This is a genomic window from Amycolatopsis thailandensis, from assembly GCF_042723255.1.
In the GTDB taxonomy this organism is placed as follows: domain Bacteria; phylum Actinomycetota; class Actinomycetes; order Mycobacteriales; family Pseudonocardiaceae; genus Amycolatopsis; species Amycolatopsis thailandensis.
This window is the reverse complement of the sequence record NZ_JBHXJK010000074.1, coordinates 15,307-37,589: the sequence shown is the minus strand read 5'-3', so window position 1 is coordinate 37,589 and position 22,283 is coordinate 15,307. Positions and strand designations below refer to the sequence as shown.

General features: G+C 69.8%; 15 protein-coding genes. 10 read left to right on the top strand and 5 right to left on the bottom strand.

Features of this window, described 5'->3' with window-relative positions:
* Nucleotides 1–184: 184 nt before the first annotated feature.
* On the bottom strand, nucleotides 185–2,263 hold the full coding sequence (locus tag ACFWMR_RS26710) for a phosphocholine-specific phospholipase C (RefSeq protein WP_378380338.1): 2,079 nt from the start codon (nucleotides 2,261–2,263) through the stop codon (nucleotides 185–187).
* 192 nt (nucleotides 2,264–2,455) lie between these two features.
* Here ACFWMR_RS26710 and ACFWMR_RS26705 point away from each other — a divergent pair, with 192 nt between their 5' ends.
* The 9 genes from ACFWMR_RS26705 (at nucleotide 2,456) to ACFWMR_RS26665 (ending at nucleotide 11,910) form a co-directional block, all read left to right on the top strand.
* Nucleotides 2,456–2,851 (top strand): DUF948 domain-containing protein, encoded by a 396-nt coding sequence (locus ACFWMR_RS26705; RefSeq protein ID WP_364216798.1) that lies wholly within the window; start codon nucleotides 2,456–2,458, stop codon nucleotides 2,849–2,851.
* Nucleotides 2,848–3,159, top strand: coding sequence for a hypothetical protein (locus ACFWMR_RS26700; RefSeq protein WP_378277907.1), 312 nt, complete (start codon nucleotides 2,848–2,850; stop codon nucleotides 3,157–3,159). The genes ACFWMR_RS26705 and ACFWMR_RS26700 overlap by 4 nt, the downstream gene beginning before the upstream one ends.
* Before the next feature lie 101 nt (nucleotides 3,160–3,260).
* Nucleotides 3,261–5,924, top strand: a complete 2,664-nt coding sequence (gene alaS, locus ACFWMR_RS26695; protein WP_378380337.1) for an alanine--tRNA ligase — start codon at nucleotides 3,261–3,263, stop codon at nucleotides 5,922–5,924.
* 67 nt (nucleotides 5,925–5,991) lie between these two features.
* Entirely contained in the window at nucleotides 5,992–6,420 is a 429-nt protein-coding gene (ruvX, locus tag ACFWMR_RS26690; protein ID WP_378380336.1) for a Holliday junction resolvase RuvX, read from the top strand.
* Between the two features lie 167 nt (nucleotides 6,421–6,587).
* On the top strand, nucleotides 6,588–8,252 hold the full coding sequence (mltG, locus tag ACFWMR_RS26685) for an endolytic transglycosylase MltG (RefSeq protein ID WP_378380344.1): 1,665 nt from the start codon (nucleotides 6,588–6,590) through the stop codon (nucleotides 8,250–8,252).
* Nucleotides 8,253–8,265: 13 nt separating this feature from the next.
* Complete coding sequence (locus tag ACFWMR_RS26680; protein WP_378380343.1) at nucleotides 8,266–9,096, top strand: shikimate dehydrogenase; 831 nt, start codon at nucleotides 8,266–8,268, stop codon at nucleotides 9,094–9,096.
* Nucleotides 9,097–9,156: 60 nt separating this feature from the next.
* A complete protein-coding gene (locus ACFWMR_RS26675; RefSeq protein WP_378380335.1) occupies nucleotides 9,157–10,407 on the top strand; it encodes a GrpB family protein in 1,251 nt (416 codons plus the stop codon).
* A 403-nt stretch (nucleotides 10,408–10,810) separates the two neighbouring features.
* Entirely contained in the window at nucleotides 10,811–11,536 is a 726-nt protein-coding gene (locus tag ACFWMR_RS26670) for a hypothetical protein (protein WP_378380334.1), read from the top strand.
* The gene (locus ACFWMR_RS26665) at nucleotides 11,536–11,910 is read left to right on the top strand and encodes a GntR family transcriptional regulator (RefSeq protein ID WP_378380333.1); all 375 of its coding nucleotides are present in this window, start codon (nucleotides 11,536–11,538) and stop codon (nucleotides 11,908–11,910) included. Before ACFWMR_RS26670 ends, ACFWMR_RS26665 begins: the two co-directional genes overlap by 1 nt.
* Here the strand turns inward: ACFWMR_RS26665 and ACFWMR_RS26660 are convergent.
* Nucleotides 11,899–12,405, bottom strand: a complete 507-nt coding sequence (locus ACFWMR_RS26660; RefSeq protein WP_378380332.1) for a MarR family winged helix-turn-helix transcriptional regulator — start codon at nucleotides 12,403–12,405, stop codon at nucleotides 11,899–11,901. The genes ACFWMR_RS26665 and ACFWMR_RS26660 overlap by 12 nt on opposite strands.
* A 94-nt stretch (nucleotides 12,406–12,499) precedes the next feature.
* Here ACFWMR_RS26660 and ACFWMR_RS26655 point away from each other — a divergent pair, with 94 nt between their 5' ends.
* A complete protein-coding gene (locus ACFWMR_RS26655) occupies nucleotides 12,500–13,408 on the top strand; it encodes an EamA family transporter (RefSeq protein WP_093936565.1) in 909 nt (302 codons plus the stop codon).
* Here the strand turns inward: ACFWMR_RS26655 and ACFWMR_RS26650 are convergent.
* The 3 genes from ACFWMR_RS26650 to ACFWMR_RS26640 form a co-directional block, all read right to left on the bottom strand.
* Nucleotides 13,371–19,700, bottom strand: coding sequence for an SDR family NAD(P)-dependent oxidoreductase (locus ACFWMR_RS26650; protein WP_378380331.1), 6,330 nt, complete (start codon nucleotides 19,698–19,700; stop codon nucleotides 13,371–13,373). The two genes, ACFWMR_RS26655 and ACFWMR_RS26650, sit on opposite strands and share 38 nt — an antisense overlap.
* Nucleotides 19,701–19,809: 109 nt before the next feature.
* Nucleotides 19,810–20,649 carry a poly(ethylene terephthalate) hydrolase family protein gene (locus ACFWMR_RS26645; RefSeq protein ID WP_378380330.1) on the bottom strand — a complete coding sequence of 280 codons (840 nt, stop codon included), beginning with the start codon at nucleotides 20,647–20,649 and terminating at the stop codon, nucleotides 19,810–19,812.
* A 371-nt stretch (nucleotides 20,650–21,020) separates the two neighbouring features.
* Nucleotides 21,021–22,232, bottom strand: coding sequence for a cytochrome P450 (locus tag ACFWMR_RS26640; protein WP_378380329.1), 1,212 nt, complete (start codon nucleotides 22,230–22,232; stop codon nucleotides 21,021–21,023).
* Nucleotides 22,233–22,283: the final 51 nt, after the last annotated feature.

Genomic DNA, 22,283 nt, shown 5'->3' with positions numbered 1-22,283 from the left:
TGTGTTTTGTGGTTTTCTTTTAATATTTTTTTCTAAAAAAAAAAAACACCCCCCCCCCCCCCCCGCGACGGCCCTGCTCGGCACGCCGGCGAGCGAACCGGACACCTCAACCTCCAGTAAGTACATGAAGGCCCCCTTCCTGTACCTAGGCGCAAGGAAGGGGGCCTTCATGTACTTGAACCGGTCAGCAGGAGACGCCGGACCGTCCGTTCTCCACCCGCGCGGTCAGCGTCCGCAGGAACGACGGATCCCCGTCCGCCGTCACGCGAACGTCGTACCAGCCGCCCGAAACCGGCCAGTCCACGGTGACCGAACGTCCGGCCCCGACCCGCACCACCCGCGTGAACCGCGAGGACGACAGCCGCAGCGTCAGCGCCGAAGTGCCCGAGTTGGACAGCTTGAACTCGACACCCGAACGCCACGTCAGGAACCGTGTCCGGACGTCGACGCCCGCGGCGGCCCCGCGACGGTTCCCGCGCAGTTCCCACCACGACCGGTTCGGACCCTGGACGACGACGCGGTACTCGTCACCGGCCAGCTTCACGACCTCCGGCGCCTCACCGCGGACATCGCGGTGCGCGGGCTCGGCGAACTCGCCCTTGTACGGGTACAGCGCGAAATGGGCCGAAGACGAGCCGCTGTTGGCCAGCGAAAGCGCCAGGTTCCCGGACTTGTCGACCGCGCCGGACACCGAGACCTGGTACGGCAGCGGACGCGACGGCCGGTTGCCGGGCTCTGCCACCGGCAGGCTCTGCTCCGCCGGGGCGGACGGCCGCCAGCGGCTGATCGGCGCGGGCACCGGACCGGGCCGGTTCACCCGGGGCTGGCGGCCGGCGCGCGAGAAGTCGAAGGCGCCGGTGAGGTCGCCCGCGACGGTCCGCCGCCACTTGCTGATGTTCGGCTCGCCCACGCCGGTCCAGCGTTCGAGGAACCGCAGCACCGAGGTGTGGTCGTACACCGTCGAATCGACGTTGCCGCCGATCGACCACGGCGAGACGACCGTCATCGGCACGCGCGGGCCGAACCCGAGCGGCTGGCCGTTGAAGTGGTCCGCGTCGTTCGCCGCGTTGCCGGGCGGCATCGGCGGCGGGACGTGGTCGAAATAGCCGTCGTTCTCGTCGAAGTTGATCAGCAGCACCGTCTTCGACCACGTCTCACGGTCGGACGCGAGGGCGTCGAGCACGCGGTAGATCAGGTTCGCGCTGCCGACCGGGGTGGACGCGCCGGGGTGCTCGGAGTCCTTCGCGGACGGCACCAGCCAGCTCACCGCGGGCAGCCGCCGCGCCTGGATGTCCGCCTTCAGCCGGGTCACCAGAGTCTCCGGCTCGCTGCGGTACATGGCCTTCTTGAACAGGTTCCGCTCGGCGGGCGTCAGCTTCGCGACCCCGGCGTCGAACTGCGCCTGAAGCTTCGCGCGTTCCTCGGGGGTCTTCTTGAGCAGCTCGTCGTAGAACTCCTCGGTGGTGCGGAACTTCTGCTCGACCGAGGCGAGGATCTTCGTCCCGACCTTCTTGAACGGCTTGAAGTACTCGACGGCGTTGTCGGTGAAGTTGTCCCACTCCTGGTAGATCTGCCACGGCACCCCGGCGGCTTCGAGCCGCTCCGGGTACGTCGTCCAGTCGTAGCCCGCGTGGTCGTAGGAGTACGCCGCGTTCGAGACCGCGCGGTTCGTCGTGCTGCCCGGTTCGAAACCGGTGGTCCCGGTCCAGAGGAAGTTCCGGTTCGGGTTGGTCGAGCCGAAGATCGAGCAGTGGTAGGCGTCGCAGATGGTGAAGGTGTCCGCGAGCTCGTACTGCAGCGCGATGTCGCGGCGCTCGTAGTACGTCATGGTCGCGGGGGTCTTGGCCGAGATCCAGCCGTTGTTCCAGCCGCGCGCCCACGCCTTGCCGCTGCCGTTCCAGCTGTGGTCGAGGTCGCCGAGGTACTGGATGTCGTCGGCGTTCCGGCCGGCGAGCTCGGCCGCCTTCCGCACCGAGAACGGCAGCACCGTGCCACCGGCGGGATTCGGCTGCTCGAACACCGATTTGCCCGAGGGCAGTTCGAGCGGATGGGTGTCGGCGAAGCCCCGGACGCCGCGCAGGTTGCCGTAGTAGTGGTCGAACGACCGGTTCTCCTGCATCAGCACGATCACGTGCTCGATGACGTCCAGTCCGCCGCGGCGCATGGGTTCGGCCATGGCGGCGTGCACGGACGGGGGGAGAAGCGTGGTGGCGGCCGCGGCGCCGGTGGCGCCCAGCAACGTACGGCGTGACAGTTCAGGCATGCGGGCGACCTAATCCCAGCAATGTGAACGGCACAAGAACCGAACAGGTCGTATGTGCGGCGAACAGCGTTCGCCACGCTTCCTGTCCCGGTTCACTGCGCTGAGTGACCGTCGGGCGGGGTGACACCGCTGAACGGGCAGAGGGGCGGTAACCTCACGGGCACCAAGACCGCAGACCCTTGAGGAGGGCCCGTGTCGGCAGGGCAGATCGCCGCGCTGATCGCCGCAGGAGCATTCGTCGTACTCGTCGTGCTGCTGGCGATCGTGCTGTTCAAGCTCGGCCGGACCCTGGACGAGGCCACGATCGCCATCCGCAAGGCGCACGAGAACACCGACCCGTTGCTGATCGGCGCGAACGAGACGATCACGCACGTCAACACGCAGCTGGAGCGGGTCGACGGCATCACGGCCAACGCTCAGGCCGTGTCCGGCAACGTGTCCGCGCTGTCGTCGGTGTTCACCGCGACGCTCGGCGGGCCGCTCGTGAAGACGGCCGCGCTGTCGTACGGCCTCAGCAAGGCGATCAAGGCCCGCCGCAAGAAGGCGGAAGCGAAGGCCGCGCGTCCGGCGAAACGGGGCCGCAAATGAAGCGCCTGTTCTGGCTCGGCGTCGGCGTCGTCGCCGGGGTCGCCCTGTCACGCAAAGCGACGGAAACCGCTCGCCAGGCCACTCCGGCGGGGCTAGCCTCGAACCTGGGCGACGCCGTGCGGGAACTCGCGGGCGCCGTCGGTTCGTTCGGCGCGGAGGTCCGCGCCGGGATGAGCGAGCGTGAACAGGAGTTGCACGACATGGTGTCCGAACGCACCGGTTTGAGCACGGCCTCGGAAGGCCCCGCGGGCAGGCACGCGGCCCAGCCGCGTCGCCCGGTCCGGCGAGCTCGCCGGGCGGAGGGCTGATCGGGTCGCGTCCGCGACTCCGAAGCCCCGGCCCTCCGCCGTTCCAGCCTGTCCGCATTCCTCCAGCGCCTTCGCGCGAGCCCGTATACAAGGACGATCCCGTGGAAACACACGAAATCACCCAGCGCTTCCTGAGCCATTTCGAGAACAAGGGGCACACGCGCGTCCCCAGCGCGCCCCTGATCCTCGACGACCCGAACCTGCTGTTCGTCAACGCCGGCATGGTCCAGTTCAAGCCGTACTTCCTCGGCGAGGCCCCGCCGCCGTACCCCCGCGCGACCAGCGTCCAGAAATGCGTCCGCACGCCGGACATCGACGAGGTCGGCAAGACCACCCGGCACAACACGTTCTTCCAGATGGCCGGGAACTTCTCCTTCGGCGACTACTTCAAGGAAGGCGCCATCGAGGCGGCCTGGGAGCTGATCACCAAGCCGCAGAGCGAGGGCGGCTACGGCCTCGACCCGGCGCGCATCTGGGCGACCGTCTACGAGGACGACTCCGAGGCCGCGGGCCTGTGGAAGAAGCTCACCGGCCTGCCCGGCGAGCGCATCCAGTCCCGTGACGGCAAGGACAACTACTGGGACATGGGCGTGCCCGGTCCCGGCGGCCCGTGCTCGGAGATCTACTACGACCGCGGCCCGGACTACGGCCGCGAGGGCGGCCCGGTCGCCGACGAGGACCGGTACATCGAGATCTGGAACCTCGTCTTCATGCAGGACGTGCGGGGCGACAAGAGCCCGAAGCACGGCCACAAGCCGATCGGTGAGCTGCCGAAGAAGAACATCGACACCGGCATGGGTGTCGAGCGCGTCGCGACGATCCTCCAGGGCGTCGAGAACGTCTACGAGACCGACCTCGTCCGCCCGGTGATCGGCCGCGCCGAGGAGTTCTCCGGCCGGCGCTACGGCTCCGACCACACCGACGACGTCCGCTTCCGCGTCATCGCCGACCACGCCCGCACCGGCGTGCTGCTCATCGGCGACGGCGTCACCCCGGGCAACGACGGCCGCGGGTACGTGCTGCGCCGCCTGCTGCGCCGGATCATCCGCTCCGCGCGCCTGCTCGGCGTGCACGAGCCGGTGCTGCCCGCCTTCGCCGCGGTCGTCCGCGACACCATGGGCCCGACGTATCCCGAGCTGGTCAGCGGCTTCGACCGCATCGAGGACGTCGTCCGCGTCGAAGAGGAGGCGTTCCTCTCCACTCTCACCAGCGGTTCGCGCATCTTCGACCTCGCGGCCGAGGAGACCAAGCGCTCCGGCGGCTCGCTGCTGGCCGGGGACAAGGCGTTCCAGCTGCACGACACCTACGGCTTCCCGATCGACCTGACCCTGGAGATGGCGTCCGAGCAGGGCCTGACCGTCGACGAAGAGGGCTTCCGCACGCTCATGAACGAGCAGCGGCAGCGGGCGAAGGCCGACGCGGCCTCGCGCAAGACCGGTCACGGCGACCTGTCCGAGTACCGCAAGGTGCTGGAGCAGCACGGCGAGACCGAGTTCCTCGGCTACAGCGACCTCCAGGCCGAAGCGAAGGTCGTCGCGCTGCTGGAAGACGGTGTCCCGGTACGCAGCGTCGGCGCGGGCAAGAAGGCGGAGCTGGTCCTGGACCGCACGCCTTTCTACGCCGAGAGCGGTGGCCAGGTCGCCGACACCGGCGTGCTGCTCGGCGACGGTGTCGAGCTCAAGGTCCACGACGTGCAGAAGATCGTGCCGGGCCTGTTCGTGCACCGCGTCGAGGTCGTCGACGGCGAGGTCGGCGTCGGCAGCGGGCTGACCGGTTCGGTCGATCAGCACCGCCGCCTGTCGATCGAGCGGTCCCACTCCGCGACGCACCTCGTCCACGCGGCCGTGCGCGGCGCGTACGGCAAGCGCGCGGCGCAGGCCGGTTCGCTGAACTCGCCGGGCCGCATGCGCTTCGACTTCACCACCTCCGGCGGTGTCTCGGCCGACGTGCTGACCGAGGTCGAGGAGGAGGTCAACGACTACCTCCAGACCAACGTCGAGGTGAACACCTTCGTCACCACGAAGGACAAGGCCCTCGAACTGGGCGCGGTCGCGCTGTTCGGCGAGAAGTACGGCAACGACGTCCGCGTCGTCGACATGGGCGAGTACTCCCGCGAACTCTGCGGTGGCACCCACGTCGACCGCATCGGCCAGCTCGGCCTGGTGAAGCTGGTGGGCGACTCGTCCATCGGTTCCGGCGTGCACCGCGTCGAGGCGCTGGTCGGCACGGACGCGCTCAAGTACGTCCGCAAGGAGCAGCTGCTCGTCTCGCAGCTCGCGAGCACCTTCAAGGTGCCCTCGGAGCAGCTGCCGTCGCGGATCGACGACGTGCTCACCCGGCTGAAGAACGCCGAGAAGGAGATCGAGCAGCTGCGCACCCAGCAGGTGCTCGGTTCGGCGGGCTCGCTCGCGGACAAGGCCGAGGACATCGGCGGGATCGCGGTCGTCGCGGAGAAACTCGGCGAGGGCGTCGATTCGAACGGTCTGCGCGCGCTGGCCCAGGACATCCGCGGCAGGCTCGGCAACCGCCCAGGCATCGTGGCGCTGTTCGCGCCTCAGGGCGAGAAGGTCGCTTTCGTCGTCGCCACCACGAAGGCGGCGCAGGAGAAGGGCATCGCGGCGGGCAAGCTCGTCCCGTCGTTCGCCGAGGCGATCGGCGGCCGTGGCGGCGGCAAGCCGGACATGGCCCAGGGCGGCGGCACCAACCCGGCCGGGGCCGAGCAGGCCATCGCCTCACTGCGCGCGGCGGTCGCCGAAGTTGGCTGACGACGCCCCTCAGCGGCGCCCGGATCGGCCCGGAGAGTCCGATCCCGGGCGTGGCAGGCGGCTCGGGGTGGATGTCGGATCCGTCCGGGTCGGGACCGCGCTGAGCGATCCCGACCCCATCCTCGCGAGCCCGCTCGTTACCCTCACTCGCGACGCGACTGGCGACAAGGACGTCGACCAGCTCGTCGAACTCGTCACGGAACACGACGTGGTCGAAGTCGTCGTCGGGCTGCCGCGGACGCTCAAGGACCGTCATGGTCCGGCGGCCGAAGCGGCGCTGGACTACGCCGAAAAGGTCGCCGCGAGGATCGCTCCGGTGCCGGTGCGGCTGGCCGACGAGCGGTTGACCACGGTGACGGCATCCAGGATGCTGTCGCAGCGTGGGGTGAAGGGACGTAAGCAACGTGCCGTCGTCGATCAGGCGGCCGCGGTCGAGATCCTGCAGGCGTGGATCGACGCGGTAGCGGCACATCGCGCACGGAAGGGCGACACATGACCGAGCCCCACGGCCGGCCCGAACGCCGTCAGGGCGGTAGACGACGGTTGCGGGAGCCTGAAGAGGCCACTCCGCCACCGGCCGCGCCCCGTCGCAGGCCCGAACCCCAGCCGACGGGCCGCCGGCACATCCGGCAGGAACCCGCCGAGGCCCCGCCCGCACCGCGCGTGCGGCGCCCGGCGGACGAGCCGCCGCCCCGCGCCCGCCGGTCCCCGGAAGAGCCGCCACCGCCGCGTGCTCGCCGGGCCGCCGACGATCCGCCGCCTCGCGCGCAGCGTCCTGCCCCGCACCGGCGTGCCACGGAACCCGCGGCCCCGCCGCCACCGCCGCCTGCCGCACCGCAGCGGCGGTCCCCCCAGCCGGGTGACCGGGGTCTTGGCGTACCCGCGTACGCCCAGGACGAGCCTCCCCGTCCCGGCCGCCGCAGGCGCCGCGAGGACGACGGCCCGCTCCCGGACGAGCGGCCGACCGACGTCATTCCCGCGGTCCAGGAAGCGCCGATGGCCCGCCGTCCCGGCGCGGCTCCTCCGCCGCCTCAGGGCAGCGAAGAGGAATACAACGAGATCTTCGGCGAAGACGCGTACGACGACTATGACGAGTACGACGACTACGAGGATTACGAGGACGAGCAGGGCTTCGAAGACGAAGACCGCGCCGAACCCGAGCGCATCGAGGACGAACGCCCCGAACGCCAGGGGCCTCCGCCCAAGAAGCGCAAGAAGAAGCGCGCGCTGGGCTGGATCGCCGCGCTGACCGTGCTCGTCCTGCTCGCCGGCGGTGCCTACTACGGCTTCACCGAGATCTTCGGCTACGACGACTACGAAGGCACCGGCGAGAGCGACGTCCTTGTCCAGGTGCAGAAGGGCGACTCGACGTCGGCGATCGGCAACCGGCTCCAGGCGGCCGGAGTCGTCGCCAGCGGCAAGGCGTTCGTGAAGGCGGGCGATGACAACACCGCCGTCTCGCGGCTCCAGCAGGGCTACTACGTCATGAAGACGAAGATGTCCGGGGCCAGCGCGGTCGAGAAGATGATCGCCCCCGCGTCGAAGGTCGGTCAGGTCGAGATCCGGCCGTACACCCAGTTCCACGACATCACCCAGCCCGACGGCAAGAAGACGCCCGGGGTGTACACGTTGCTGTCCAAGGCTTCCTGCGCGGAGCTGAACGGCACGAGCACCTGCATCCCGGTCGAGGAACTGAAAAAAACGATCGAGACCGTGGATCTGGCGAAGCTGGGCGTGCCGTCGTGGGCGGTCGAGGCCGCCACCAACGCCGAGCACAAGGACCGGCGGCTCGAAGGGCTCATCGCGCCGGGCATCTTCAACGTCAAACCCGGCTGGACGGCGGAGGAACTGCTCACCGACGTCGTGAAGACCTCGGCGGAGCGAATCCTGAACGCCGGACTGAGCGACCAGTCGAAGGGCGAGGGCAAGACGCCGTACGAAACGCTCGTCATCGCCTCGATCATCGAACGCGAGGCGGTGAAGGCCGACTTCGGGAAGATCTCGCGGGTCATCTACAACCGGATCGACAAGAAGATGCGGCTCGAGATGGACTCGACGATCAACTACGTCCTCGACCGGCCGACCCTGCTCACCAAACCCGAGGATCGGGACAAGGCGGGCGCCTACAACACCTACAAATTCGTCGGCCTGACCCCGACGCCGATCGCGGTCCCGAGCGCGGAGGCGATCCAGGCCGCGCTGAAGCCGGCGGACGGCGAGTGGCTGTTCTTCGTCAAATGCGAGAAGAACGGACTCTCCTGCTTCACGGTGACGAACGACGAGCACAACAAGGCCAAGCTGGACGCACAGAGGCGCGGTGTCTACTAAGCGCAAGGCCGCGATCCTCGGGAAACCGGTCGAACACTCGCTCTCGCCCGTGCTGCACGGCGCCGCCTTCCGCGCGCTGGGGCTGGACGGCTGGACCTATGAGCGGGTCGAGATGGACGGTCCCGGGCTGCCCGCGTTCGTCGACGGCCTCGGCCCGGAGTGGACCGGGCTCTCGGTGACCATGCCCGGCAAACGGGCCGCGCTGGAGTACGCCGACGAGGTCACGCCGCGCGCGGCCGCCGTCGGCGCGGCGAACACGCTGGTGCGCCGGGAAACCGGCTGGCTGGCCGACTGCACCGACGTCGACGGTGTCACCGAGGCCCTGCGGATCGCGGGGGAGTACCTGCCCGGCGAGGACGACGCGGCCGTCGTCCTCGGTGCGGGCGGGACGGCCGCGGCGGCCGTCGTCGGACTGGCCGCGCTCGGCGTGCGCACCGTCCGGCTCGTCGTACGGGATCCGGCACGGGCGACGGAAACGGTCGAGGCGGCTCAGCGGGCCGGGCTCGACGTCGAGGTCCTGCGCTGGGCCGACGCCGACTTCGGGAAGATCGCCGGGGAATCGGCGGTACTGGTGAACACCGTGCCCCCGGACGCCGTGCGGGGGCAGCTGAGCGAACTGGCCGGGATCGGCTGCGTCCTCGACGTCATCTACCACCCCTGGCCGACCGCGCTCGCCGAAGCCGTCGCCGAGCGGGGCGGAAAGCTGGCCACCGGATTGGACATGTTGCTGCATCAGGCTTTCGGGCAATCCGAGTACTTCACCGGGCAGCCGGCGCCGCGGGCCGAAATGCGGGACGCGCTGCGCGAGGCGACCGGCGGGATCCTTTCTTTGCCGATCTCCTGACAAGATCCGCCGGATTCGATAATCTGGCCGACTGCCTTGAGAACGAAACAAGGGGGTCACATGTCCAAACCCGATCGAGACGACTACACCGAAGAAGACATCCACGACTCGTGGGTCGGTCAGGCTCCGGTCCTGAATTCCACCGTCACGCTGGCCGAATACGATCCGGAATGGCCCGGGCTGTTCGACCGGGAAGCCAAGCGCATCAGGGGGATCCTGGGGGAACGCGCGCTGATCCTGGAGCATGTCGGCTCCACATCGGTGCCGGGGCTCTGCGCGAAACCGATCATCGACATCATGCTGGTCGTCGCGGATTCGAACGACGAGGACACCTATCTGCCGGAGCTGGAAGCGGCGGGGTACCGGCTCGTCATCCGCGAACCGGAGTGGGAGAAGCACCGCTGCTTCAAAGGCCCGGACACCAACATCAACCTGCACGTCTATTCGCCGGACAACGGCCAGACCGAGCGTTATCGCCTCTTCCGCGAGCGCCTGATCGCGCACGAGGACGAGCTGAAGCTCTACGAGGCCAAGAAACGCGAACTGGCGTCGCGCACCTGGAAGTACATCCAGCAGTACGCAGACGCCAAGACCGAGGTGATCGACGAGATCATCGAACGTGCGCGCGCCGCCCAGTACGACGGTTTCGCCCGGCTCTACGCCGCGCACGCCGAGACCAGCAGCACCAACGCCCACTACGACCGCCCGGCCATCGTCGAACTGGCCGGGGACGTGGCGGGCAAGCGGGTGCTGGACGTCGGCTGCGCGGCGGGTCACTTGAGCGCGCTGCTGGCCGCGGAGGGCGCGGACGTCCTCGGCGTCGACGCCAGCGCGGGCATGGTCGCCGTCGCCAGGGACAAGTTCGGGGACGTCGCCAAGTTCGAGACGGCCGACGTCTCGCGGCCGCTGACGTTCCTCGAGGACGCGTCGATCGACGTCATCACGGCGTCGCTGGTGCTGCACTACCTGAAGGAGTGGGCGCCGGCGCTGGCGGAGTTCCGGCGGGTGCTGAAGCCGGGCGGGCTGCTGGTGTTCTCGGTGCACCACCCGGGCGAGGACTGGCGCTGGTTCGGCAAGGAGAACTACTTCCAGCTCGAACTGCTCGAGGACGAATTCCCGCAGGGGCAGAAGGTGCGCTTCTACCGGAGGCCGCTGAGCTGGACGTTCGGCGCGGTGCGGGACGCCGGGTTCGCCGTCGACAGGCTGGTGGAGCCGATGCCGGAGGAGTCGATCGCCGACACCGACCCGCGCTGGTACGCGAAACTGCGGACGCAGCCGCGGTTCCTGTACTTCAAGACCGTCCGCGATTAGTCCTCTGCTTGCGGTCGATCGCGGCTCGTCCGGCCCTCCATTGATGTCCCCAATGCCTCATCCGAGACGCTCAGCGTCCCGAATGAGGCATTGGGGACATCCCCCAGGGGTTTCGAGGGGCAAGGCAAAGGTGTCGTGCTCGATCGCTCGCGCTTCTGGCGGCATGCTCGCCAGGGGCGCCCGGTCTTGGACTTGATCATGCCCGGCGCGACCCGGTGTCAGACGAGGTGACGGGGGAAGATTCCGGACGTTGAACGGCCGGAATCTTCCCCCGTCGACCGCGCCGGCCCCAGCCTCGGCTTCACTACGAGTCCGCTAGAACCCGAATCGCCACTCACGACCCATCCAGCCGAATGGTTACCGGTCTTGTATCGTGTACTTGATACAAGACGGGAGGCTGATCGTGCCGTTCGACAACATCGTGGCCGTCGCCCTGTTCATGGGCCTGTTCGGTCTCGTGATCCTGATCGTGCTGTGGCCGGGCGAAAGGCAAGGCGCCAAGGTATTGCGACGGTGGGGAGTCGCCGATCCCTCGCTGTCCGACGTCGACGAGGCCGTGCGCTATCTGCGCCGCCGCCGGTTCTGGTATCCGTGGCTTTACCTCGGGTTGCCGCTGCTGGCCGATTCCGCCGGGGTGCGCGGTGACAACACGTCGTCCGTCCTGGCCACCTTGCTCGTCGGCGCGCTGATCGCCGAAGTGCTGGCGCAGCGGCCCCGCAAAGGTGCCCGCCGTGAGGCGGCACTGGAGCGGCGCGGCGTGAGCGGGCTCATTCCCGTCTGGGGCCTGGTCACCTACGCGGTGATCGCCGTGGCCGCGGCAGGCTGGCTCGCTGTCAACAACTGGTGGGCGCAGCTCGGCGTCGCCGCGGGGATCTCGGCGGTGACGTGGCTGGTCGTCCTGCTCGCCGTCCGCCGACCGTCCACAGGGGACAGTGTGGCCGACACGGCGTTGCGGGTCCGGAGCGCTCGGGTCGCCGCCGGGCTGGGGTTGGCCGCCACCGTGACGCTCGCGATCCCGGAGAAGATGAACCTGGTGTCCCTGCTGCTGGTGCTCGCCGGATTCGCCGGCTGGTACCACCTCGCGCACCGGTCGCGCGCCGAGGGCCGCTCGCGTCCCGAAGCGGCCTGATGCCGCTGAAGGTCGTCGTCGACACGGATCTCGGGATCGCGCCGTGGCGACAGGTCCGGGACCAGATCGTCCGTTTGATCACCACCGGTGCGCTGGCGCCGGGCACCCGGCTGCCGTCCATCCGGCAGCTCGCCAGGGATCTGGCGCTGGCTTCGGGCACGGTGGCGCGCGCTTACCGTGAGCTGGAGGAGAACGGCTGGGTGCTCACCGCCCGCGCCAGGGGAACGGTCGTCGCCGAAGCGGCTGATCGTCCGGGGAAAGCCGCTCTGCTGCGGGCCGCGGCGGACGAGTACGCCCGCGCCGCTCGGGAACTCGGGGTCGATCCGGGTGACGCGCTGACAGCTGCTGACGTCGCGCTGGAGTCACTCCAGTGACGTGTCGCCGAAGTGTTCGAGCAGCAGCCGCAGGCCGCCGATCAGTTCGGTCCACTGCTCGGGCTTGAGTTCGGGCAGAAGGCGGGCTTCGTTCTCCAGGTGGAGCACGAAAACCTCGTCCACGACCTCCCTGCCCTTGCCGGTCAGCCGGATCTTGACCGAACGACGGTCGTCGCTGTCGCGCACCCGCTCGACCAGCCCCTTGGCTTCCATGCGGTCGATGCGGTTCGTGATCGCCCCCGAGGTGACCATCGCGGCCTTGAGCAGCGCGCCCGGCGTCAGCCCGCCGGCTTCCCCGGAGCGGCGGAGCGTGGTGAGCACGTCGAACTCCCACGATTCCAGGTCGTGCTCGGCGTTGAACTCCTTGAGCTTCCGGTCGAGGATCCGGGAAAGCCGCTGGACGCGCCCGATCACCTCGGCGGGCCAGAGCTTGTCTTCGAGATCCGGCCGCTCGTGCCGCCAAAGCCCGATCACCGCGTCCACCGCGTCGGCCACGATGCGCCTCCAATCGTCTCAACATTAAGAGACTTGACATTGACATAACTCGCTGGTGTTATCTCAACGTTGAGATTATCAGTGAGGAGACATCATGGCGATCATCGCCGAACGGCCTGTCACGACCGAGCCCACCGCCGCGAAACCGACGCTGCGTGACGCCGGGCTCGCCGCGCTGGCACCGGCCAGCTGGGGCACCGTCTACGTCGTCACCGCGACCTTGCTGCCCCCGGACCGGCCGCTTCTGGCCGCCGCGCTGCGGGCACTCCCGGCCGGACTGCTCCTGCTGGTCCTGACCCGGCGGCTCCCGCGCGGCTCCTGGTGGTGGAAGACGACGGCGCTCGGAATGCTCAACTTCGGCGCCTTCCTGCCGCTGATCTTCTACGCCGCGTACCACCTTCCCGGCGGTGTCGCCGCGACGCTCGGCGCCCTGCAACCCCTGTTGGTGGCACTCCTGGCGCTGCCGATGTTGCGCGTCCGGACACCGGCGCCGATCCTGCTCGCCGCGATCGCCGGCGCCGGCGGTGTCGCCCTGCTGACCCTCTCGGCGGAGGCCCGGCTCGACCCGCTCGGCCTGGCCGCCATGCTCACCGCCGTCGCGCTCATGGCCGTTTCTCTGCTCCTCACCAAGAAATGGGGCCGCCCCGAACATCCGCTGGCGATGACCGGCTGGCAGCTGACCCTGGGCGGGCTCGTCCTCGCCCCGGCGACACTGCTCTTCGAAGGTCTCCCCGGCTCGCTGACGACCGCGAACCTGATCGGCTACGGCTACATCGGCGTCGTCACCACCGCGCTGGCGTACCCGCTGTGGTTCCGCGGCATCGATCGCCTCGCCCCGACGTCGGTCTCGCTGCTGACACTGACCAACCCTCTCGTCGCCACGGCCGCGGGGTTCCTGGTGCTCGGCCAGACCCTCACCGGCTGGCAGCTCACCGGATTCGCCGTCGCCCTCACCGCCTTGACACTCAGTCAGACGCTCGCAGGTGGCCGGCGAGTTCGGTGACAGTCGGATGGTCGAACAGGACGCGCGCGGGGACTTCCACCCCGGTCAGCTCCCGGAGCCGGGTGCGGAGGTCGATCACGGCCAGCGAGTCGAGCCCGAGGTCGGTGAACGGTTTGTCCTCGGGGATCGTGCCGGGGTCCTGGTGGCCGAGGACCTCGGCGAGTTCGACGCGGAGCAGGTCGCGCAGCTCCCGCTCGGAGGGATGTTCCGGCCAGCGCCGATCCGGTGACGGCGGTGCCGGTCTCGCCGCGGGACGGCCGAGGTCTTCGGCGATCGGGGGCAGGCCGGCGGCGGTGGGGTCGAGCCGCGCGGCGATCAGGACCGGTTCGGCATGCCCGAGCGCGGCGTCGAACAGGGCCATTCCCTGCTCCAGCGTCAGCTCTGCCACCCCGGAGGTCTGGATGCGATGCCTTGCCGCGTCAGGGATCTGCGCGCCGAGCCCGACCGCCAGATCCCAGAGTCCCCAGGCGATCGACGTCGCGGGCAGGCCTTCGGCCCGTCGCCGGACGGCCAGCGCGTCGAGGACACGGTTGGCGGCCGCGTAGTTCGCCTGGCCGGCGTTGCCGAAAATGCCCGCCAGGGAAGAAAAGAGCACGAACGCCGACAGTGGAAGACGCCTCGTGGCCTCGTGCAGGACGTGGGCCGCGTCGGCTTTCGAGCGGAAGACGGCGTCGAACCCGGCGGGTGTCTGCGCGGTGAACGCGGCGTCGGCGACGACGGCGGCGGAATGCACCACGGCGGTCAGCGGCGGGTCGCAGGAGCCGACCAGTCGCCGGACGAAGACGGGATCGGCGACGTCGCCGCCGACGATCCGGACGTCGGCGGGGAGCCGCCGGAGCTCTTCCGCACCGGGCGCGTCCGGGCCGCGACGGCTGACCAGCAGCAGATGCCGGACACCGTGCGCGGACACGAGATGCCGGGCCAGCGCCGCGCCCAGCCCGCCGGTGCCGCCGGTGATCAGCACGGTTCCCGCCGGATCGATCGGCCGGGTGGACGCGGGGGCGGTCCGGGCGATCCGCAGCGCGTGGGGCACGCCGTCCCGGATCGACAGCTGGGGTTCGGGGTTGCCGCCGACGAGCTCACGCACCCGCTCCACCGGCAGCTCCGTGGAGACCACGGTGACCAGGCCACGGTATTCGGCCGAAGCCGCGGTGCCGAGCCCGAAGACGGCGGCCGAGGCCGGATCGGTGACGTCACCGGTGACGACGACGGTGCGTTCTCCGCGCGGGAGCTTGTCCTGCAACGAAGTGAGCACGGTGCGGACGTCTTCGCCGCGTGCGTCGACGATCCGGACGTCGTCGGCGCTCGCGGCCGGTACGCGGATCCATCGCGGGCGGTAGAGCATCGTGCTCCCGGCGGGCAGCGGCCGGGTGAGCAGGGATTCCACCACCGCGACGGGCATCCCGGCGGGGTCGAAGAGTTCGACGCGGACCTCGCCGGGACCTGTCCGTACACAGTGGACTCGCGCCCGGCGCGGGGCCGCGGCGAACACGTGCACACCGGTCCAGAGGAACGGCACCCGGATCTCGGCGTCCGGCGGCCCGGCCAGCGCCAAGGTGTGCACGGCCGCGTCCAGCAGCACGGGGTGCAGCCCGAAGTCGCCGTCGACGCCTTCAGGGAGCGCGACGTCGGCGAACAGTTCGTCGCCGTCCTGCCACAAGCCCGTCACCGCGCGGAACGCGGGACCGTAGTCGAGGGTGGCGTAGGCCTGCTCCAGGTCGATCGGTTCGGTGGCGGGAGGCGGCCACTCGCCTTTCCACGGCTGCGCGAAGACGTCGGACGGCGCTTGCCGACCGGTGGCGTGCCGGGTCCATACGCCGGAATCCTGGGCGTAGATGTCGATCCGGGGCCCGTCCACGACCACCTGGAGTGCGACGTCCTCGGTCCGGCTCAGTCGTAGCGGCGCCTCGATCGTCAGCTCGGCCAGGCCGCTTCGGCCCGCGTGCAGGGCCAGTTCGACGAAAGCGGTCGCGGGGAACAGGGTCGTGCCGCCGACGACGTGGTCGCCGAGCCAGCCGTGCGTGCGCACCCCGGCCGAGCCGCCGTGCACGATCCGGGGCGAGTCGGGCGCGACCAGCGCCGGGCCGAGCATCGCGTGCCCGTCGCTCACCGGGCTCCGGCGAGGTTGCGGGTCGAGCCAGAAACGCTCGCGCTGGAAGGGATACGTCGGCAGTGAGACCCGTCTGGCGCCGCTGCCCGCGAACACCGCCGCCCACGACACCGGGACACCGGCGGTGTGCAGCTCTCCCGCAGCTTCCCGCACCCCTCGACTGGTGTCCATAGTGGACACTGTGGGGAGTATCGCTCCCGCGGCCCTGCTCAGCACGGCCGACGGTCCGATCTCCAGGCAGAGATCGGTTCCTTCGGCGGCCACGGCGTCCAGCGCGTCGGCGAACCGGACCGTGTCCCTGGCTTGCCGGACCCAGTAGGCGGGGCCGAGGTCGTTGATCACCCGGCCGGCCAGCCCGGAGACCAGCGTGATTTCCGGGCTTCGGTGGGTCAGTCCCGCGACGACCTCGCGGAACTCGGCGAGCATCGGATCGATCAGCGGCGAATGGAACGCGTGACTGACGCGCAGCCGCGTGGAACCCGGCCATTGGGCCGCGACGGCTTCGGTCACGCTCTCGGATCCGGACAGGACAAGGGATCGAGGGCCGTTGACCGCGGCGATCGCCACCTGGTCGGCGAATTCGCCCACCAGCGGCGCGACCTCGCTTTCGGCCGCGCGGACCGCGATCATCACGCCGCCCGGCGGCAAAGCGGCCATGAGACGCCCCCGCGCGGACACCAGGACACCGGCGTCTTCGAGGGAAAGGACCCCGGCGACGTGCGCGGCGGAGATTTCCCCGATCGAGTGCCCGGCGACGGCGCCGGGCCGGACACCCCAGGATTCGAAGAGCCGGTAAAGGGCGACCTCGAAGGCGAACAAGGCGGCTTGCGCGTGATCGGTCCGGTCCAGCAGTTCGCCGCCGCCGAAAGCGACGTCACGAATCTGCCCGCCGATGGCCTCGCAAGCGGCGTCGAACGCCGTGCGGAACACGGGGAACGCGTCCGACAGTTCCTTACCCATGCCCGCGCGTTGCGCGCCCTGCCCGCTGAACAGGAACGCCGCGGTCGCCGTTCCGCGCCCGATCCGGCCACGGCGTTCACCCGTGGCGAGAGCGCGCAGCGCGGCGAGATCACCGGAGGAGACCATCGCGCGATGCTCCAGCGGAGCGCGGGTGCTGAGGGTGAACGCGACGTCGTCCTCGTCGCGGCCGCCCGCCGTCGCCAGCAGCCGGGAAGCGACCGCTCGCAGCGCGCTGTCGCTCGCGGCGCTCAGCAGCCACGGTGCCTTCAGCGATGTCCGGCGTCCGGTGTCCGCCGGAGGCGGCGCTTCCGAGACGAGCACGTGCGCGTTGGTGCCGCCGATCCCGAACGCGGAAATCCCGGCGTGGCGCGGTTTCGCTCCGGCACGCCAGCCCCTGGCCTCGACGAGCAGGGCCACGTCGCCCGCCGACCAGTCGACCCGTGGACTCGGCTCGTCGGCGTGCAGCGACGGCGGCAACTGCCCGTGCCGCAACGCTTCCACCATCTTGATCACCCCGGCCACGCCCGCCGCGGCCTGGGTGTGCCCGATGTTGGACTTCACGGATCCGAGCCACAACGGCCGGTCCCGCCCCGTGCCATACGTGGCGATCAGCGCCTCCGCTTCGATCGGATCGCCGATCGGGGTGGCGGTGCCGTGCCCTTCCACGACGTCGACGTCCGGCGCCGACAGTCCGGCGTCGGCCAGCGCGGACTTGATCACCGCGCGCTGGGCGCGTCCGCTCGGCGCCGTGATCCCGTTCGACGCCCCGTCGGAGTTGACGGCCGAACCGCTGACCAGCGCCAGCACCGGATGCCCGTTCCGGCGGGCGTCCGACAGCCGTTCCAGCAGGACGACACCGGCGCCTTCGGCCCAGGCCGTGCCGTTCGCGCCCGCCGCGTAGGAGCGGCACCGCCCGTCCGGGGAAAGGCCGCGCTGACGGCTGAATTCGAGGAAGGTGCGCGGCGACGACATCACCGTGGCGCCACCGGCCACGGCGAGCGAGCATTCACCGGCCCGCAGCGCGCGCACGGCCCAGTGCAGGGCCACCAGCGAGGACGAGCACGCGGTGTCGATGGTGACCGCCGGGCCGTTCAGGCCGAAGGTGTAGGAGATCCTGCCGGACGCGAGCGCGTGAGAAGACCCGATGCCCAGCCGTCCTTCGAGCTGATGCCCTTGCAGGCGACTGGCGTAGTCCTCGTTCATCACGCCGACGAACACGCCGGTGTCGCCGCCCCGCAGCGTCGCGGTGTCCACTCCGGCGCGTTCGAACAGCTCCCACGACGTCTCCAGCAGCAACCGCTGCTGAGGGTCGGTCGACAGCGCCTCGCGCGGCGACATGCCGAACAAGGCCGGGTCGAAATCCAGGGCGTCGTACACGAAACCGCCGCGACGGGTGGTGGAACCGCCGATCCGGCCGGGGTCCGGGTCGTAGCGCACGGTCTGCTCCCAGCCCCGGTCGGACGGGAAGTCCCCGGTGGCGTCGACACCGGCGGCCACCAGGTTCCACAGGTCCTCGGGCGAGGTCACCCCGCCGGGGAACCGGCACGCCGTCGCGACGATGGCGATCGGATCGTCGCCGCGCGCGGGCACGGGTTTCGTCGTGACGGGCCCGCCTCGCCCGGACAGCAGCCGCTCCAGTTCGCCGATGACCGCCGCCGGGGTCGGGAAGTCGTAGACGAGCGACTGGGGGAGTTCGCAGCCGGTCGCCTCGGCGAGCCGGTGCCGCAGCTGCACACCGCCCAGCGACGTCAGGCCCAGCTCGGCGAACGTCCGGTCGCGCCACCGTTCCCCGGCGTCCTCCTCGCCCAGTTCGGCGATCGCGTCGCGCACCAGCGCTTCGACGTCGTCGGGCCGGGGAACCCGCAACTGTTTCCGCAGCGCCTTTCCCGACGGCGTCCGGGGGAGCCGCTCGACCAGGTGAAAGGCCACCGGGACCTTGAAGGCGGAGAGCCGTCGGCGGCACAGGCGGCGTACCTCGTCGAGGTCCGGCTCGTCGGACACGAGGAACGCCACCGGTACCGCGCCGAGGACCTCGTCCGGCCTTCCGGTCACGAGGACGTCGCGCACCGCCGGGAGTTCGGCGATGACCGACTCGATCTCGGTCGGGTGCACGTTCTGGCCGCCGCACACGATGACGTCGTCGGCGCGGCCGTCGAGCGTGAGCCGTCCGTCGGCGAGGCCGCCCATGTCGCCGGTCCGGTACCAGCCGTCCACGCCCGCCACGTTCGGCGCCACCCCGGGACCACGCACCTCGATCTGCCCGCCGGAGATCCGGATCTCCATACCCGGCACCGGGATCAGCCCCTCGTCGCCGGTGAGCTGGACGGCGATCTTGCCGCCGGTCTCCGTACTGCCGTAGCCGTCGAGGACGGGGATGCCGAACAGTTCCCGGACCGCGGCGCGTGCCGACGGGGTGCAGGGCGCGCCCCCGGACAGGCACAGCCGCGGCGCGGGGAGCTCACCGCGGACCTCCTGGCGCAGGTTCAGGAAGGTCGCCGGGACACCGGCCAGGACGCCGCCCGGATACGCCGTCAGTGCGCTTTTCAGGTCGTGGCCGACGATCCTCGTGTGCGTGCCCAAGGCGATCGTCCCGGCGAAGGCCAGCGACAACGCGTACGCGTGGTGCAGCGGGAGCGGCCACAACACGGTGTCGGCCTCGGAGATCCCGTACATCGGGCCGTAGCAGGCGGCCGAGGACCAGAGAAGCGCCCGCTGCGTCGTCAGGACACCTTTGGGGCGGCCGGTCGTGCCGGAGGTGTACAGCAGCCAGGCGGGCTCGTCGAGGCCGAGATCGTCGCGAGGTTCACCCTGCGACGGCGTCGGCTCGTCCTCGACGAACACCACCCGCAACCGCGGCCGCTCCGCTCGGAGCTCGCGCACCACTTCCGCGTGCCGGGCCTCCGTGATCAGCAGTCCGGCGCCGGAGTCGTCCACGATCCGCGTGAGCTCGGCCGCCGTCGACCGCGCGCTCGCCGGGACCCCGACCCCACCCGCCCGAAGGACCGCCAAGCAGTACTCGGCGAATTCGACGCGTGCGCCGAGATGGATCAGGACACGGTCGCCTCGCGTGATTCCGAGCCCGGTGGCCAAGCGGCCACTCGAATCCAGCAATTCCCCGAAGGTCAGGGTCCGGTGCTCGTCGGTGAACGCCGGTTGGCCGGACGGCAGTTCCCGCAACAAAGTCACCAACGGCCGGAGCAGCCCGTCGCGAATCTCGGTCATCACACGAAGGTATAGCCGCGCCGCTCCACGTTGGTACAACGAACACGGCGAAGTATTTTATTGCCCGATCGTGCACCGTCCGCCGACGGATCGCGCATTTCTGGACCGGTCAGACGGCCTTTTTGTTCCGCTCGCTCGCGGACCAGCCGTCGTCGTCCTGGTCGAGGCCGGAGCCGTTGCCGTAGAAGACACTCTTGGCGTTCTGGTCGCCGCTGAGTTGGTATCGCAGCCAGGCCGTGATCGCGCCGATGAGGCGGTAACGGGTCTCGCCCTGGAGGAAGTGGGTGGCGCCCTTGAGCTGGCCGTACACGGCGGGAACCTGGTCGCAGGCAAGGAAACGGCCGCGCACGTAGAAGGCGGGCACGACCATGTCCGCCTGCCCGGACACGAAGAAGGCGGGGCCGTGCAGCTTGTTCACGTTGCCCTGCGGTCCGGGCATGATCGGCAGCGTGGTCTTGACAAGCGGATCCGCGCCGGCCGCGATCGCGCCACCACCGCCTTGCGAATGTCCGGCGGCCGCGATCTTCCCGGTGGCGATCCGACCCCGGAACACACTGCCTTCACGGGAGTTCTCCGCGATCAGATGCCGGGCGCCCGCCAGCATCTCCTCGCCGGAACCCGACTGGCCGGTGTTCGCGGCCGCGACGACGTAACCCCAGCTCGCGAGGTGGGTGAACAGCAGCTCGTATTGGTCGACGGTGGCGCCGGTGCCGTTCCCCCAGATCAGGACCGGATGTTCGGTGGCGTCGGAGGCGATGTCCGCGGGGTAGTAGAGGGTGTGCGCCGGGCCGCCCGTCGCTTTGACCGCCTTGTGCGGTCCTGCTTTTTCGTAGACGCGCGGGCTGGTCGAGGCGGCGGGGGAAGCGGCGATGGCGGTCTGCGGGACCGCCGCCGCCGTCACGGTCAGGGCCGCCACTGCCAGCAGTGCCCTGCGGCTCAAGGAACGCATGGTGTCTCCGGAAGGTGTCGAGGGATGATCTCGTGATCATTCCTCGCGGAGGGCGGAAACGGCTCTGGACGTTTTCCAGAAAGTGCGACGGGGGCGTTGTGAACGGTGACAAAGCGAGAGAGAGTGAGGATAAGGGTACTTATCGAAAGCGTTGTGAGTGGCGACTCGTGTGCTATTGAGCGGTAACCCAAAGGTGTCCCACTCGGGTGCCAAGTCCGTGAAGGCCTCCTTGAGGGACCCAGGGTCCCTCAAGGAGGCCTTCACGGACCGCCGCTCGACGAGTCGGTACCACGGCGTGCCGTCCGTCCAAGCACACGTGCCGTCCACTCGATCACGCGTGTCGTCCCTCCGGTCACGACCCCCTCGGCCCGCTACCAGGTGACCGGCAATTCGTGGACACCGTAGATGTTCATGTCGGTCTTCAGCTTGACCTCGTCGGCGGGGACGGCGAGCGCGAGAGTGGGGAAACGGCGCAGCAACCCCTCGAAACCCGCGCGCATTTCGATCCGCGACAACTGCTGCCCGAGACACTGGTGGACACCGTGCCCGAAGGAAAGCAGCCCGCGGGCGTTGCGGTGGATGTCCAGGGTTTCGGGGTTCTCGAAGCGCCGCGGGTCGCGGTTGGCGGCCAGCAGCGACACGATGACCGTCGAGCCCTCGCGGATCGTCTCGCCGCCGAGCTCCAGGTCTTCCGTGGCATAGCGGAAAAAGATGTCGGCGACGGACAAGTAGCGAAGCAGTTCCTCGACAGCGGCGGGCAGCAGCTCCGCGTCGGCCCGCAGTTCGGCCAGCTGCTCGGGGTGCTCCAGGAGCGCGAAAGTGCCCAGCGCCAGCATGTTCGCGGTGGTCTCGTGCCCGGCGAGCAGCAGCAGGAACGCGGCGCCCGCCAGCTCCTCGATGGTGAGGTCGTCGTAGCGGCCCAGGTCGGACAGGATGTCGTCGCCGGGTGTCTCACGTTTGCGGGTGACCAGCTCGGTGAGGAACGTGTTCATCCCGATGAACGCGGCCATCTTCTCTTCCAGTGTCTGGTCCCTGACCATGAGCTGCGCGGAACTGGCCTGGAAGTTCTCGCGATCCTCGTAGGGGACGCCGAGCAGTTCGCAGATCACCAGCGACGGCACCGGGAGCGCGAACTCCTTGACCAGGTCCACCGGCGGGACGAGCTTCGCCATCGCGTCCAGGTGCTGTTCGGTGATCTCGACGATGTGCTCTTCGAGCTGCTTCATCCGCTTCACCGTGAAAGCGCCGGTGAGCCGCTTCCGCAGCCTGCCGTGGTCCGGCGGGTCCATCGCGACGAACATGCCCGGCATCGGCGGGGAAGGTTCGGTCGGGGCGGGCATCCCCGGAGTCTCGTACGGCATGTGCAGGATGCCGATGTCCTGCCGCGAGCTGAACCGGGTGTCGGCCATCATCTGCCGGACCTCGTCGTAACCGGTGACCAGCCAGCCCTCGTGACCGTCGGGGAACACCATGGGACTCACCGGACGCGACCCGCGCAGCCGGGTGATCTCGCTGGGCGGGGCGAAGGGACCCGCGTCGCGTCGCATCGGGAGGCCCTGCGGTACGGGAACCGTCTCAGTCATCGGGTCGCCTTTCGTGGTGGTTGTGCCGACCACGTTCCTCGCGGGGCCTGA